Raw genomic sequence first — 14198 nt, 5'->3', positions numbered from 1 at the left:
TGTTCAATGATCGCGGGCAGTGTCACCCGCGTCGATCCGGCAACAGCGAAGCCGCCAGCCCCGAAGCCGTCATGGGATGCACGACGGATTCAGGGCAAGAGCAGCCAAGTCACATGCCCGGAATGACGGAGACGGACCGAACGATAACGCCAGCTATTCCGGCTTCACGCCGGCATCGGCGATGATCTGCTTCCAGGTAGCAATCTCCTGGAGGTGATAGGGCTTGAACGCGGCAGGATCGCGCACCTTCAGCGTGAAGCCGAGCTTGAGGATCGCCTCGGTTACGGCAGGCTTGGCGATCGAGGCCATGATTGCTTTCGAGAGCGTGTCCAGGATCGGCTGCGGAACCGCGGCAGGCGCGAAGAAGGCCGCCCAGGAATCGGCGTCGGCGTTGCTGACACCCTGTTCGCGCAGGGTCGGAATATCCTTGGCCCGCGGATTGCGCTCCGGGCTCGCCAGGGCCAGCGCGCGCATGCTGCCGGCATTGATCTGCTCCAACACGCTCGGCAGGGTCGAATTCGCGATGTCAATGCGCCCTCCGATGATCTCCTGCACCAGCGGCGCAGCGCCACGGAAGGGCACATGTGTCATCTTGATGCCGGTGCGCTGCATGAACAGCTCCATCGCCAGATGCGAGCCTGAGCCGACACCGGTCGAACCATAGTTCAGCTTGTCGGGATCAGCCTTGGCCAGCGCGATCAGTTCGGCAATGGACTTGGCCGGCAGGTCGTTGCGAACGACGAAGGCGTGCTCGAAGGCGCCGACGCCGCAGAGCGGCGCAAAATCCTTCACCGCATCGTAGCCGGGCTCCTTCAGCAGGAACATGTTGTTCCCATGCGTCTGGTTGTTGCCGAAGATGAAGGTGTGGCCGTCCGGGTCCGCCTTCGCCACAGCGCGCGTACCCACCGCCCCCGAAGCGCCGGCACGGTTGTCGACCAGCACGTTCTGACCGATCGAGGTCGAGAGATCCTGCGCGACGAAGCGGGCGATGGCGTCGGTCGGTCCACCCGCCGGATAGGGAACGACCAGCGTGATCGGCTTCGACGGAAACGTCTGTGCGCGGACAATGGTCGGCGCAAAGGCGGCGCCGGCAATGATGCCGAGCGTGGTGCGGCGGGTAAACGACATGACGGTCCTCCGGGGTGCCCGATTTGGAGACAGGGCTTGCCGCGAGAATTACGGGCAAAGGCGCCATGCGTCCAGCGGCAGGTGCCGGCGCCGCGGGAGGCTGTAGCCTGCGCTCAGCGAGCAACGGGGAGCGAGCAGCCCATGACCATCCGCATCGAACGCGACGGCAAGGTCGCGACCGTCATCCACAGCCGCATCGAGGCCCGCAACGCGATGGATCCCGACAGCGCCGAAGCGCTGACGGCTGCCTTCCGCGAACTCGACGCCGATCCTGAAACCGGCGCCATCGTGTTCTGGGGCGAAGGCGGCGCCTTCTGCGCGGGCTGGGATCTGAAATATGCGCAAGCCTTCACCGATGCGGAACGTTTCCGCACGGAGATCGTCGAGGGACTGGCTTTTCCCAATGGCGACGGTCCAGCCCCACGCGGCCCGATGGGCCCGTCGCGGCTGGAGATGGGCAAGCCCGTGATTGCCGCTATCGAGGGCCCGGCCGTGGCTGGCGGGATGGAGCTCGCACTCTGGTGCGATGTCCGGATCATGGCGGAGGATGCCTATTTCGGCGTCTACTGTCGGCGCTGGGGCATCCCGTTGATCGACGGCGGCACAGTGCGTCTGCCCCGCCTTGTCGGCCAGGGCCGTGCGCTCGAGATCATCATGACCGGGCGCAAGGTCGCAGCCGACGAAGCCCTGCGGATCGGGCTCTGCGAGACAGTAGTTCCGCGCGGAGAAGCCCGCGCCGCCGCCGAGGCAATGGCGCAGCAGATCGTCCGCTTTCCACAGGGCGCCATGCTGGCCGACCGTCGCAACGCGATTGCCGGGCACGGCCTTGCCGTCCGCGAGGCGCTGGCGCGGGAATGGGCTGGAGCCGTCGAGACCATCGCCCGGGAAGGTGCGGCCGGGGCCGGACGCTTCGCCGGCGGCAAAGGGCGTGGCGGCGACTTCGAGGATATCTGAAGGCTGCCTCCTTCTCGTCGGCTCGGCCGCCAGGCCCTACCCGCCGAACCCCGCCCGCTTCAGGCGTTGCACCGCAACGTCGAGTGCCTGCAGAAAGGCCGAGCGGTCCTTCTGCGAGAAGGGTTTCGGCCCGCCGGTCACCGCCCCGGCGGCACGGAGATCCTCCATCATGTCGCGCGTCGCCAGCGCCATGCCGATCGAGGCTTCGGTGAAGGGCTTGCCTGTCGGCCCGATGGCATCGGCCCCGGCCTTGATGCAGCGGTCGGCAAGCGGGATGTCGGAGGTGATGACGATCGCACCGCGCGCCACCCTTTCGGCGATCCAGTTATCGGCGGCATCGAACCCGTCGGATACGATCACCCGTTCGATCCAGCTCTCCCGCGGCACCATCATGAAGCTGTTGGCGACGACGAAGACCTTGAGCCCATGCCGCTCGGCCACGCGATACACCTCCGGCTTCACCGGACAGGCGTCGGCATCGACATAGATCGCGATGGTGCTGGGGCTTGGTTCCATGGGGGTCAGCGCATCGCAGGGAACGGCAGGGCATGCAAGGACGGCTTTATGCCGGCCTTATGCGGCGGCGCGTCTTCCACATCGCAAGCTTAGCGGGAGCGGACCTACATCTCGACCATCGATGGAGGTCGAGATGACGACTGATACCGCCTATGCCCATACCTCTCACCAGCGCCGCGCCCGTACGGTCTATCGCACCGTAGCGAAGAAGCGGCCGGCGACTGGCCTGCTCGCGGCAGAGCTTGCCGCACTGGCCTGCTTTGCGCTCGCGGCCGCCGGCTTCATCAGCCTGCGCGCCTGGCTGTTCCTGCCGAATTGAGCGCTGTGACATGGGACAATCCACGCCGATCCATCCGCAGGACGGAGCAAGCCATCTCTTCCTCGTCGGCCAGTCGAAGCACGGCTTCTGGGTCGCCCGCGACCTCGAAGGCCAGTCCGAAGGCATTTTTCGCGAGAAGAAGGATGCAGTCCGGTTCGCCATGTTCGAGGGCGGCCATCCCAACGCGGTGATGCTTTCGCCCAACGCGGTCGAGCCCAGCTTCGGCATGGGAGTACGCTGATCCTGATCCAGTCTGACGATGCCGTATCTGCTTCGGCCGGGCGCAAGCCCGGCCGTTTGCTTCATGACACCGGCCGCTCCCTCTGGGAGCACATCTCAACCGTTGAAGCAGCCGCCCGAAAGAACCTGCCACGGCCGAGGGACCGACGGCTTGAAAGGGAACTTTACGCCATTTTTCTCGCAGCAGCCGGGGCGCTGATCGATCAACTCGTCGAGGTCGGCATCGACGATCCCGGCGATATCGCCCGGCGGCTGAATCGTCGCGGCTTTCCCTGCTGGGGCCGCCCGCGCTGGAGCATGGGAAGCGTCGCAACAATCACGCGGCGCCGGCGCATGGCGGCGGCGGATGACGAGGTCGCGCAGGCAGCAACCGGGCTGCGCAGCATATCCCGAGAAACCGCGTGCACTTCGCCTGGCTCTGGCCTAGGCTCGAACTCTGCTTCGATGTGACAGAGTCCGGCTACCGCCCGGGCCGACCGCGGCAGCCGAAAGCCGGCCGCAAGATGACAGAAGACAGCACGAGCTTCACGACACAGCGCCGCCTTCGCGCAACACCACGAGTATGCCGGTGTCCGAACAGGACTGCCGATCTGCCCGTATGACCTGAGAAGGGGCGCAACCCGCGCCCCTCGAAGCGAGGAATGAGACGATGGCAAAGGGTGAACAACGCGGCAACCGCGAAGCCAAGAAGCCGAAGAAGGACAAGCCGAAGGTCTCGGCAGCGGCCCCTTCGACCTTCGCTGCCGTGGTCGCGAAAGCAGCCGCTCCGAAGAAGAAGTGAGGCGGCGGCAGCCGCTGCCCTGCCTCGCAGGGCCGGCTTTTCCCTATCGCAGCGCACCGCCGACAGGACACAGATGATACGCTTCAGGACGATCGAACCGGAGGCGGCGGCGAAACTCGCTGCGCCGTCGGCAGCCGCCGCCCAGCCAGCACCAGCCAAGGCCGGGGCATTGGCGGCTGGCGCCAGCAGTGCTGAGACAGCGGCACAGGAGCTGCCCCCTCAGAAGCCCGTCCGGGCGAAGAAACAGGGCGCGGCCCGGCTCTTCGACGAATAGATCCGGGGAGCTGCTCGTCAGGCCTCGATGACCTCGTCGGTCCAGACCCTGAAACCGACCAGCGTGTTCGGACCGAACGTGGTCGTGATGGCGACATCAGCTGCATCGCGACCGCGCGCGATCAGCACGCGGCCGACCCGCGGAACGTTGTTGCGCGGGTCGAACATCTCCCAGCCCCCGCTCAGATAAGCCTCGAACGACGCCGCGAAATCGCCCGGCGGAAACGGCGGAGGCGTGCCGACATCGCCGAGATAGCACGTGCAATAGCGCGCCGGGATGTTCATCGCCCGGCAGAACGCGATCGCGAGATGGGCATAGTCGCGGCAGACACCGCGCCCCTCGCGATAGGCCTCCGATGCAGTTCGCGTCACGCTCGCATCATTGTAGTCGAAGGCGATCCGCTGGTGCACGAAGTCGCAGATCGCCTGCACACGCGGCGCGCCTGGCAGCACATGGCCGAAGAGCTGCCAGGCCAGATCGAGCAGGCGGTCGCTGTCGCAGAAGCGGCTGGCGAGCAGGAAGACCAGGCACTCCTCCGGCAACAGCTCGACCGGGACCTGCCCTGCGTCATGACGGATCGTTTCAGGCAGTCCACTGTCGTTGATCACGGCATCGGCCGAGATTCGCACGCGCCCTTGCGGCGCCACCAACCGGCTGCACCAGTTGCCGAAGCCGTCGCGATAAGCGCTGACGCGGACCGGTGGATCGAGGCGCATGTGGTCTGGCTCGTCCAGCTCGGACACCCGGCTGAAATGCACATGCAGCATGAGGATCATGGGGGTCGGCTGCGGAAAGTCGTAATCGAGCTCGTAGCCGATCCTGAGTTTCACGTGATGCCTTCTGCGCGACGCTCCGCGCTGGTCACTGGTTGGCCCCCAAGGGGCGTCCGGCACCATGCACCTTTCGGACCCGGATGGCACTGATGGGCTTGGCCCTCCCTCGCAAGCCTATGACAGGCGCATCATTCACATTGCTGCTGCCAGCCATGACGCACTCTTGCTTGCGGTGCCGGCTCGCGCGCCCTAAACCACGCGCGCGCCATGTGGCGCTATCCGAAAGCTCCGCCGGAGATCGATCATGGCCTTTCTTGCTGATGCCCTGAAGCGCGTGAAGCCGTCCGCGACCATCACCATCACGCAGAAGGCGCGCGATCTGAAAGCCCAGGGCAAGGACGTGATCTCGCTCTCGGTCGGCGAGCCGGACTTCGACACGCCCGATAATATCAAGGAAGCCGCCATCGCCGCGATCAGGCGCGGCGAGACGAAGTACACGCCGGTCTCCGGCATTCCGCAGCTGCGCGAGGCGATCACCCGCAAGCTCAAGCGCGAGAACGGCCTCGACTACAAGCCGAGCCAGACGATCGTCTCCACCGGCGGCAAGCATGTCATCTACAACGCGCTCCTCGCCACCCTGAACCCCGGCGACGAGGTCGTCTGCATCTCGCCCTACTGGGTCAGCTATCCCGAGATGGTTGCGCTCTGCGGCGGCACGCCGACCTTCGCCGAGACCCGCATCGAGAACGAGTTCAAGCTCCAGCCGGAGGATCTCGAGAAGGCGATCACCCCCAGGACCAAATGGGTCATCCTGAATTCGCCGTCGAACCCGTCGGGCGCCGCCTATAGCCACGCCGAGATGAAGAAGCTCACGGATGTGCTGATGCGCCATCCCCATGTCTGGGTGCTGACCGACGACATGTACGAGCACCTGGTCTATGGCGACTTCCAGTTCGTCACGCCCGCCCAGGTCGAGCCCGGTCTATACGAGCGCACGCTGACCATGAACGGCGTCTCGAAGTCTTACGCGATGACCGGCTGGCGCATCGGCTACGCTGCCGGCCCGCAGCACCTGATGAACGCCATGGACCTCGTCCAGGGCCAGCAGACCTCCGGCACCTCGGCGATTTCGCAATGGGCGGCGGTCGAGGCGCTCGACGGTACGCAGGAGCATATTCCGGTGTTCCGGAAGGCCTTCGAGCGTCGCCGCGATCTCGTGGTCTCGATGCTGAACCAGACGCGCGGCCTCAAGTGCCCGACGCCGGAAGGCGCGTTCTACGTCTATCCCGATTGCTCGGCGCTGATCGGCAAGAAGCTGCCGAACGGCAAGGTGATCGAGACCGACGAAGATCTCGTCATGGGCCTGCTCGAGACGGAAGCCGTCGCGGCCGTCCACGGCTCCTCCTTCGGCCTTGGGCCCAATTTCCGCATCTCCTACGCCACCTCGGACGAGAAGCTGGAAGAAGCCTGCCGCCGCATTCAGCGCTTCTGCGCCGAGTTGCGTTGAGCCAGCGATCGTGAATTGCCGCGGGCGCGCCACTCGGCTAGCGCTTGCGGCATGAACCGGCGCTCCTTTCTGATCCTGACAGCCGCCCCGCTCCTCGCGGGGGCGGCCGTTGCGCAATCTGGCCCTCCGTCGCTCTCCGTCCGTCAGGCCTATGACGGAGCCAAGGCCGGCACGCTCATTCTCGTCGATATCCGGACACCAGAGGAATGGGCCGATACCGGCGTGCCGGTCGGCGCTACCAGACTGGATATGGAGGCCAGCGCCTTCGAGCCGCGGCTTGCTGCGCTACGGCTCGAGAACCCCGGCAAGACCATCGCGCTGATCTGCCGGACTGGAAACCGCAGCGGCTCGCTGCAGCGCAAGCTCGCCGGCCGCGGCTGGCGTGACATTGTCGATGTCCGCGGCGGCCTGCTCGGCAATCCCGGCGACAAGGGCTGGCTGGCCGAGCAGTTGCCGGTGACGGCCTACCCTTAAGATTTACGGGCCGAGAGCAGATCCGGCCGCCTTTCGCGCGTGAGCGCCTCAGCCTGCTCCCGCCGCCAGCGGGCGATCCGTGCGTGGTCTCCCGACAGCAGCGCCTCGGGCAGCCCCCTGCCCTCCCACTCGCGCGGGCGCGTATAGTGCGGATATTCGAGCAGGCCGTTCTCGAAACTCTCCTCCGAGCCGGAGGCTTCCTTGCCCATCACGCCGGGAATCAGGCGCACGCAGGCATCCAGCAGCACCATCGCCGCCATCTCGCCCCCGGAGAGGATGTAGTCGCCGATCGAGACCTCGGTCAGGCCGCGCCCCTCGATCACCCGTTCATCCACGCCCTCGAAACGCCCGCAGACGATGACGACACCATCGCCGGCCACCCAGTCGCGGACCTGACGCTGATTCAGTCTGCGCCCGCGCGGGGACATCAGCAGGCGTGGCCTTGGATCGTCGACCGGAACCGCCGCATCGATCGCAGCCGCCAGAACGTCGCAGCGGAGCACCATGCCGGCACCGCCGCCAGCCGGATTGTCGTCGACATTGCGATGACGACCAATGCCGTGGTCGCGGATCTGGTGGGTATCGAGCTGCCACAATCCCTTGCGCAATCCCTCCCCCGCCAGGGAAGCACCGAGCGGGCCGGGAAACATCTCGGGATAAAGGGTCAGGATCGAGGCGCGAAAGCTCATGCCGAAGCAAAGCGCAGCGACGGATGCCCGTCCAGCGCTGCGAAATCCCTGGCACTGCCGATGACATTATCGAAGCCGGAGAAGGCCCCCGCCTCGAGCATCGTCAGGATCGCGACAGCCCGCATGCCGGCACGCTTCGCGGCCTCGACGCCGAGCGGCGCGTCCTCGAAGACGAGGCAGCTTTCGGGAGCCACGCCCATGCGCTCGGCGGCCGCCAGGAACATGTCGGGATGCGGCTTGCCCCGAAACCCCTGCGATGGGGAGACGATCGTGGCGAAGCGCGAGCGCAGACCAAGCGTATCGAGCACAAGGTCGATATTGGCCGGCGGCGCAGCGGAAGCGACCGCCATCGGAATCCCGGCAGTCTCGGCGCGCGCCATCAGATCGAGCAGACCGGCGAGCGCCGTGACATGGGGACGATAGGCCGCGCGATAGAGTTCTTCCTTGCGCAGGCCGCGCGCTTCGAGCTCAGCGTCCTCGGCCTCCGGAAAATAGGCAGAAAGGATTTCGAGATTGGCCTTGCCGGCGGTGCGGCTGAAGAAGCTTGCCCGGTCGAAGGCGAGGTTCTCGGTCTTGTGCCACGCCTCCCAGGCATCATCGTGGAAGCGCATGTTATCGACGATGGTGCCATCCATGTCGAAGATTAGGGCGCGGATCGAGGTCTCACTTGTCATCGACATCCTCGAACAATCCGGCCGGAGGATCCGCTTCGATCCGTCGCGCTGCAATATCGATTCGGGGTGTAAACGCCTTGGTGAACGGCATCAGCACGGAGCGGCCATCCGGAGTGCGGATGTCAAGCAGGTCGCCAGCGCCATAATTGTCGACGGACGTGACCTCGCCGAGAGGCTCGCCTTGCGGCCCGAACACGGCGCAGCCGACGAGGTCGGCCTGGAGGAACTCGTCCTCATCATCGGCCGGTGGCAGGTTTGCTCGCTCGGTATGGAGCTTGAGCCCGTTCAGGGTCTCGGCCGCCTCGCGGCTGGTCACGCCCTTCAGGCGGGCGATGACCACTTCCTTGGCGGGCCTGATCTCCGCGATCTCGAACCGGCGGCCGTGATCGTCGATCAGCGCACCATAGGCCGCGATATCGAGCGGATCGGCCGTGAAGGCCTTGATCCGCACCTCGCCTTTGACGCCATGCGGCGCCCCGACGATGCCGAGCAGGACGAGTTCGTTATCAGCCATCAAACGCCATTCCGGGGCACCGCGAAGCGAGCAGCCCGGAACCCATATTCACCAAGGGGTAAAGGAAGAAAGAGGCGCGGCTGCCTCGAAAGGCGGCCGCGCCTCGAAAGGATCACTCAGCAGCAGCCGGAGCAGCGGCCTTCTCAGCCTTCTTCTCGGCGCGCTCCTTGGCCTTCTCGCCGGGAACGGCCTTCGCCGGGTTGTTGCGGGCCGGACGCTTCAGCAGGCCAGCAGCGTCGAGGAAACGCAGGACGCGATCGGTCGGCTGGGCGCCCTTGGCGAGCCAGGCCTTGGCCTTCTCGAGGTCGAGCACGACGCGCTCCGGCGAATCCTTCGCCTTCATCGGATCATAGGCGCCGATCTTCTCGATGAAGCGGCCATCGCGCGGCGAACGGGCGTCGGCGACGACGATGCGGTAATAGGGGCGCTTCTTGGCGCCGCCGCGGGTGAGGCGGATCTTCAGGGACATGATATTCTCCAGTCAGTTCAGGTTTGCAGGCTTCAGTTTCGCAGGCTCGGCAGCCGGGTGGCGGTAGATGCCAACCTCCCAGCCACGGATCACGAAGGGTTTCTCGAATCTGGCACCGAGGCGCTCGGCGACCCGGATCGAGGGTCGATTGTCGGGGTGGATGAAGCTCATCAGCGTCGTCCAACCCAAGTCACGATAGGCATAGTCACGGGCGCGCAGGGCAGCTTCGGTCGCGTAACCGCGCCCATGCTCACCTGCGAAAAGGCTCCAGCCGATCTCCGGCTCGGGCCAGCCCTCCGGCGAGAGCAGCCCGCACCAGCCGACGAGCCGGCGGTCTTCCTTGGCCTCGAGGGCCCAGAGACCGAAGCCCAGCAGGGACCAATGGCCGGCCATGCTGGCAAAGCGACGCCACGCATCGTCGCGCCCGCTGGCGCCACCGACGAAACGGGTCAGTTGCTCGTCGCCGAGGAACGCGGCCACCCGATCGAAATCGCCCTTGGCCCAGCCGCGCATCACCAGGCGCTCGGTCTCGAGGACGGGGATCACTTCTTCTTCCCGCCAAACGGATTGCCGCCGAGACCGGGCAAGCCGCCCAATCCGGGCAGTTTCGGCATCATGCCGGCAGGCGGCGTCACGCCCTTGGGCAGGCCGGGGAAACCGCCCGGCGGCAGCGAAGGCAGGCCGCCGCCAGCGCCGAGCTGCTTCTGCAGCTCGGCGAGCTGGGCCGGGTCCATCTTGGACGGATCCGGCATGCCCGGCGGCAATCCGCCGCCGCCCATGCCGAACATCTGGCCAAGCTTGCCGAGCATGCCGCCCTTCTGCTTCGCCATCGCCTTCATTGCGTCGGCCATACCGCGGTGCATCTTGAGCAACTTGTTGATCGACTCTGCCGAGGTACCTGACCCCGCCGCGATGCGCTTCTTGCGGCTGTTCTTGAGAAGGTCGGGGTTCTTGCGTTCGGCCGGCGTCATCGAGTCGATCGCCGCGATCATGCGCTTGAACATCTGGTCGCCCACGCCAGAACTGGCGAGCTGGCTCTGAGCCTGCTTCATCCCGGGCAGCATACCCATGATGCCGCCGATCCCGCCCATCTTCTCCATCTGCTGCAACTGCGTGCGCATGTCGGAGAGATCGAAATTGCCCTTTGCCATGCGCTGGGCGACAGCCTGCGCCTGCTCGGCATCGATCGTCTCAGCCGCCTTCTCGACGAGCGAAACGATGTCGCCCATGCCGAGGATACGATTGGCGACCCGCGAGGGATGGAAATCCTCGAGGGCATCGGTCTTTTCACCCGTGCCGACCAGTTTGATCGGCTTGCCGGTGACGGCGCGCATCGAGAGCGCCGCGCCACCGCGCGAATCGCCATCCATGCGGGTCAGCACGATGCCGGTGAGCCCAACGCGCGCGTCGAAGGCGCGCGCCGTATTGACCGCGTCCTGGCCGGTCAGCGCGTCGGCGACGAGCAGCACCTCATGCGGGTTCGTCGCAGCCTTCACATCGGCGACTTCCGCCATCAGCGCCTCGTCGAGCGTGACGCGACCGGCGGTGTCGAGCATCACGACATCGAAACCGCCGAGCTTGCCGGCCTCGATCGCGCGGCGCGCGATCTGGACGGCAGACTGGCCGGCGATGATCGGCAGCGTATCGACGCCGACCTGCTGGCCGAGAATGGCCAACTGCTCCATGGCGGCGGGGCGGCGCGTGTCGAGCGAGGCCATCAGCACACGCTTCTTGTTGCGATCGCTAAGGCGCTTGGCGATCTTGGCAGTCGAGGTCGTCTTGCCGGAGCCCTGCAGGCCGACCATCAGGATCGGCACCGGCGGCACCGAATCGAGCGTGATGCCCTCGCCCTCGCCGCCAAGGGTGTCGATCAGGACGTCGTTGACGATCTTGATGACCTGCTGGCCGGGCGTGACCGATTTCAGAACCTCGGCGCCGACCGCGCGCTCACGTACCTTGTCGGTGAAACTGCGCACGACCTCGAGCGCGACATCCGCCTCCAGCAGCGCCCGGCGAACCTCGCGCAGAGCTGCGTTGACGTCGTCCTCGGTCAGCGAACCCCTGCGGGTCAGGCCCGAGAGGATGCCGGAGAGTCTGTCGCTCAATGTGCCGAACATGCGGCCCCTTGTCGGTTTTGTACGGCTCTTTCATCCGACAGAACAGACATCACCCCCCAAGCGGTTTCGCGCCCGAGGGCGCAGACGCGCTGTCGGGCGTTGACCTCCGGGCTCTCATGGCTCAAGCGAGCGGCTCGGTCGGCGGATGCGGTCTCGTCGGTGTCGGCGAAACGAATGCTGGGGTTAAAGCGTCAAAATGTGGCGAAAGTCAAGATTGCGGACGCATGGTGGCAATCTCGCCGCGATTGACCACTAGCTGATCTGATCCGATCAACAACAGAATCGTCCTGATCGCATGACCCGAACCGCCGCTGCCGCCCTTCTCGCCACCGCCCTCCTGGCCGCTGGCTGCGCCACCGAACCACTGCGCACGGGCCCCATCAATCCGAAATCCGCCGAGAAGCTGGCCGCGGTGCAGGTCGACCGCGCCGCAGCAACGCGAATCCTGAACAACTACCGCGCCAGTCTCGGCCTCGGCCCCGTACGGCTCGACCCGGCGTTGACGGCGATGGCCCAGCGCCAGGCCGACGCGATGGTCGCCGGCAACACGCTCTCGCATGATGTCGGCGGCAATTTCACGGCCCGCGTGCATGCGGCCGGGCTGAATACGGGCCGTGCAGCCGAAAATTTGGGTGGCGGTTACTATTCCACCGAGGAGGCTTTTGCGGGCTGGCGCCAATCGTCGGGACATGACGCAAATCTGCGCATGCCCGAGGCGACGCGCTTCGGCATCGCGCTGGCAAAGGACCCACGCACTCAGTACCGCGCCTATTGGGCCCTGGTTGTCGCAGCTGACCCGCAACCTCGCAGGACAGTGGATGCCGGGCCGCTCGTTCCGGTGGAGAGTTTACTCAGGGTTCGCGCTGAAGGTGACAGGCAGATTGCAGGGCGGTAGTTGTCGCGTCCCCCTTTTGGATACGGATGTGAGATGCCTTACGCTGCGCCGAAATCGATCGCCCTTGCGGCAGCCTCCCTGTTTATCGGCCTGTCCCAGGCTCAAGCTCAGGCCCAGCCCTGCGCCAGCAACTTCAAGTCGGCCGGCGTTCCGATGCTCACCGCCCTCACCTATCGGACCTGGGACCTCATCCCCAACCGGGCGCCGGCAGCGGTGTTGCCTGCGCTTGCCAAGGGCGTGGCGGCCGACGGTTTCGACAGCATCCAGGTCGACAAATCCCTCGGTACGATTTCCGCCCTCCAGGAAGTGACCGGATCCGGCCGCCCGCAAACGCTTCGCGTGACGGCGCGCGCAAGCGGCAAGGGCACGCGGGTCGACATCGTCTTCACCGTGCAGCCGGGGCAGATCGCGGAGGAAAACGGCACGCGCGCGGCGATGTGCAAGATCATCTCGAGCGCCCGTCGCTGAGGCCGCATTGCGCGCTTCGTAGCGGCCGCGGCGGCTGAGGATGCGGCGGCCTCTTTACAAACTTTCGCGCCTCGGGATTGCTCGGGCTGCAATCTCGGGAGCCTCGCCATGACCTTCGAAGCCTGGGCCGCCTTTGCGGCCGCAACTGCCGTCCTGCTCGTTATCCCGGGCCCCACGATCCTGCTCGTGATGTCCTATGCCCTCGGCCAGGGCTGGCGCACCGCCTTCCCGATGGCAGTCGGCGTCGCGCTCGGCGACTTCACCGCAATGACGCTCTCGATGCTCGGGGTCGGCGCTTTGCTGGCAGCCTCGGCGACTGTGTTCACCGCGCTGAAATGGGTTGGCGCAGCCTATCTCGTCTATCTCGGCGTAAAACTCTTCCGCGCCGGCGGCAGCCTGAATGCCGAGCCCCGCAAGGATGCTACCTCGGCCTTGAAGATGCTCGGCCATGCCTGGCTGGTGACAGCTCTCAACCCGAAGAGCATCACTTTCTTCGTCGCCTTCCTGCCGCAGTTCCTCGACGCCAAGGCCGATTTCTGGACACAGATGCTGATCTTCGAGGCAACCTTCATCACGCTCGCCTTCGCCAATGCGTTGGGCTACGCGCTGATCGCCTCGCGTGCCCGTTCGTTGGTCAGCAATCCGCGCGCGATCGGCCTGTTCAACAAGGCCGGCGGAACGCTCCTGATCGGTGCTGGCATCGCGACCGTGGCGATGCGCTCGGGCAACCACTGACAATGGGCAGAGCCGGCATGCGCGACGGCAAGGACAGCCACACGCTCGATTTCTACGCGAGCGAGGCCGAAGCCTATGCTTCGCGCGGCCAGGAGGCGAGCCGCGCGAAGCTTCAGGGCTTCATGTCGCTGCTGCCGCCCGGCGGACGCGTGCTCGAGCTTGGATGCGGCGCCGGACAGGACAGTGAGGCGCTGCTGGCGCAGGGCTTCGACGTCGTGCCGACCGACGGCTCTCCAGAACTCGCGGCGCAGGCCGAGCGCCGCCTCGGTCGCCCGGTCGCCGTCCTCCTGTTCGAGGACCTCGCCGAGCATGAGGCCTTCGACGGAATCTGGGCCAATGCCTGCCTGCTCCACGTCCCCCGCGCGTTCCTGCCTGCCGTAATCGCACGCGTGCATGCGGCGCTGAAATCTGGCGGCGTCTTCTATGCCAGCTTCAAGGCTGGAGAGCAGGACGGCCGCGACCGCTTCGGCCGCTATTTCAACTATCCGTCGCCCGAATGGCTGCGCGGCGCCTACGGCAGCGGACGCTGGTCCAGGCTCGACATCGTCGAGGAAACCGGGAGCGGCTATGACCGCGAGCCGACCGATTGGCTGCATGTCACAGCGTTCAAGATGCCGTGACGATGCGGTTTCCTGTGGGCGGGGCCCTCTTTCCCAGGCAGGATCGCAGGG

20 protein-coding genes are annotated in these 14198 nt (G+C 66.0%); 11 read left to right on the top strand and 9 right to left on the bottom strand.

What is annotated here, in order from left to right; all coding sequences use genetic code 11:
• Nucleotides 1–153 precede the first annotated feature (153 nt).
• Complete coding sequence (locus tag BIWAKO_RS17300) at nt 154–1128, bottom strand: Bug family tripartite tricarboxylate transporter substrate binding protein (protein WP_069879700.1); 975 nt, start codon at nt 1126–1128, stop codon at nt 154–156.
• 141 nt (nt 1129–1269) lie between these two features.
• On the opposite strand from BIWAKO_RS17300, the gene BIWAKO_RS17295 reads away from it, so the two are divergent.
• Nucleotides 1270–2082: a crotonase/enoyl-CoA hydratase family protein gene (locus BIWAKO_RS17295; protein WP_069879699.1), complete on the top strand. Its 813-nt coding sequence runs from the start codon at nt 1270–1272 to the stop codon at nt 2080–2082.
• Nucleotides 2083–2118: 36 nt separating this feature from the next.
• Here the strand turns inward: BIWAKO_RS17295 and BIWAKO_RS17290 are convergent, their stop codons facing one another.
• Nucleotides 2119–2598: a YaiI/YqxD family protein gene (locus BIWAKO_RS17290; RefSeq protein WP_069879698.1), complete on the bottom strand. Its 480-nt coding sequence runs from the start codon at nt 2596–2598 to the stop codon at nt 2119–2121.
• Between the two features lie 133 nt (nt 2599–2731).
• On the opposite strand from BIWAKO_RS17290, the gene BIWAKO_RS17285 reads away from it, so the two are divergent.
• The 4 genes from BIWAKO_RS17285 to BIWAKO_RS17270 all read left to right on the top strand — a co-directional run bounded on the left by BIWAKO_RS17285 (nt 2732) and on the right by BIWAKO_RS17270 (nt 4212).
• The gene (locus BIWAKO_RS17285) at nt 2732–2917 is read left to right on the top strand and encodes a hypothetical protein (RefSeq protein WP_141740132.1); all 186 of its coding nucleotides are present in this window, start codon (nt 2732–2734) and stop codon (nt 2915–2917) included.
• A 10-nt stretch (nt 2918–2927) separates the two neighbouring features.
• Entirely contained in the window at nt 2928–3158 is a 231-nt protein-coding gene (locus BIWAKO_RS17280; protein WP_069879696.1) for a hypothetical protein, read from the top strand.
• Nucleotides 3159–3806: 648 nt separating this feature from the next.
• The gene (locus BIWAKO_RS37115) at nt 3807–3938 is read left to right on the top strand and encodes a hypothetical protein (RefSeq protein WP_274533589.1); all 132 of its coding nucleotides are present in this window, start codon (nt 3807–3809) and stop codon (nt 3936–3938) included.
• Nucleotides 3939–4011: 73 nt separating this feature from the next.
• Nucleotides 4012–4212, top strand: a complete 201-nt coding sequence (locus BIWAKO_RS17270) for a hypothetical protein (RefSeq protein ID WP_069879694.1) — start codon at nt 4012–4014, stop codon at nt 4210–4212.
• 17 nt (nt 4213–4229) lie between these two features.
• On the opposite strand, the gene BIWAKO_RS17265 is transcribed toward BIWAKO_RS17270, so the two are convergent.
• Complete coding sequence (locus tag BIWAKO_RS17265; protein ID WP_069879693.1) at nt 4230–5042, bottom strand: transglutaminase-like domain-containing protein; 813 nt, start codon at nt 5040–5042, stop codon at nt 4230–4232.
• 247 nt (nt 5043–5289) lie between these two features.
• Between BIWAKO_RS17265 and BIWAKO_RS17260 the strand changes: the two genes are divergently transcribed.
• Complete coding sequence (locus BIWAKO_RS17260; RefSeq protein WP_069879692.1) at nt 5290–6492, top strand: pyridoxal phosphate-dependent aminotransferase; 1203 nt, start codon at nt 5290–5292, stop codon at nt 6490–6492.
• A gap of 51 nt (nt 6493–6543) precedes the next feature.
• Complete coding sequence (locus BIWAKO_RS17255) at nt 6544–6966, top strand: rhodanese-like domain-containing protein (RefSeq protein WP_069879691.1); 423 nt, start codon at nt 6544–6546, stop codon at nt 6964–6966.
• Here BIWAKO_RS17255 and trmD read toward each other — a convergent pair.
• The 6 genes from trmD to ffh form a co-directional block, all read right to left on the bottom strand.
• The gene (trmD, locus tag BIWAKO_RS17250; protein ID WP_069879690.1) at nt 6963–7655 is read right to left on the bottom strand and encodes a tRNA (guanosine(37)-N1)-methyltransferase TrmD; all 693 of its coding nucleotides are present in this window, start codon (nt 7653–7655) and stop codon (nt 6963–6965) included. The genes BIWAKO_RS17255 and trmD overlap by 4 nt on opposite strands.
• A complete protein-coding gene (locus tag BIWAKO_RS17245; RefSeq protein WP_201788633.1) occupies nt 7652–8335 on the bottom strand; it encodes an HAD family hydrolase in 684 nt (227 codons plus the stop codon). Before BIWAKO_RS17245 ends, trmD begins: the two co-directional genes overlap by 4 nt.
• Entirely contained in the window at nt 8319–8843 is a 525-nt protein-coding gene (gene rimM, locus BIWAKO_RS17240) for a ribosome maturation factor RimM (RefSeq protein WP_069879689.1), read from the bottom strand. Before rimM ends, BIWAKO_RS17245 begins: the two co-directional genes overlap by 17 nt.
• Nucleotides 8844–8955: 112 nt before the next feature.
• Entirely contained in the window at nt 8956–9312 is a 357-nt protein-coding gene (gene rpsP, locus BIWAKO_RS17235; RefSeq protein WP_069879688.1) for a 30S ribosomal protein S16, read from the bottom strand.
• Between the two features lie 12 nt (nt 9313–9324).
• Nucleotides 9325–9858: a GNAT family N-acetyltransferase gene (locus BIWAKO_RS17230; RefSeq protein ID WP_201788632.1), complete on the bottom strand. Its 534-nt coding sequence runs from the start codon at nt 9856–9858 to the stop codon at nt 9325–9327.
• Complete coding sequence (ffh, locus tag BIWAKO_RS17225; protein ID WP_069879687.1) at nt 9855–11429, bottom strand: signal recognition particle protein; 1575 nt, start codon at nt 11427–11429, stop codon at nt 9855–9857. The genes BIWAKO_RS17230 and ffh overlap by 4 nt, the downstream gene beginning before the upstream one ends.
• A 295-nt stretch (nt 11430–11724) precedes the next feature.
• On the opposite strand from ffh, the gene BIWAKO_RS17220 reads away from it, so the two are divergent.
• The 4 genes from BIWAKO_RS17220 to BIWAKO_RS17205 all read left to right on the top strand — a co-directional run bounded on the left by BIWAKO_RS17220 (nt 11725) and on the right by BIWAKO_RS17205 (nt 14147).
• Entirely contained in the window at nt 11725–12324 is a 600-nt protein-coding gene (locus tag BIWAKO_RS17220; RefSeq protein WP_069879686.1) for a CAP domain-containing protein, read from the top strand.
• Nucleotides 12325–12357: 33 nt separating this feature from the next.
• Entirely contained in the window at nt 12358–12792 is a 435-nt protein-coding gene (locus BIWAKO_RS17215) for a hypothetical protein (RefSeq protein WP_244523471.1), read from the top strand.
• A gap of 108 nt (nt 12793–12900) precedes the next feature.
• Nucleotides 12901–13527 (top strand): LysE family translocator, encoded by a 627-nt coding sequence (locus BIWAKO_RS17210; protein ID WP_069879685.1) that lies wholly within the window; start codon nt 12901–12903, stop codon nt 13525–13527.
• Nucleotides 13528–13544: 17 nt separating this feature from the next.
• Entirely contained in the window at nt 13545–14147 is a 603-nt protein-coding gene (locus tag BIWAKO_RS17205; RefSeq protein ID WP_069882577.1) for a class I SAM-dependent methyltransferase, read from the top strand.
• The last annotated feature ends 51 nt before the right edge of the window (nt 14148–14198 follow it).

Source organism: Bosea sp. BIWAKO-01 (assembly GCF_001748145.1).
In the GTDB taxonomy this organism is placed as follows: Bacteria; Pseudomonadota; Alphaproteobacteria; order Rhizobiales; family Beijerinckiaceae; genus Allobosea.
This window is presented reverse-complemented; position numbering and strand designations above follow the sequence as displayed.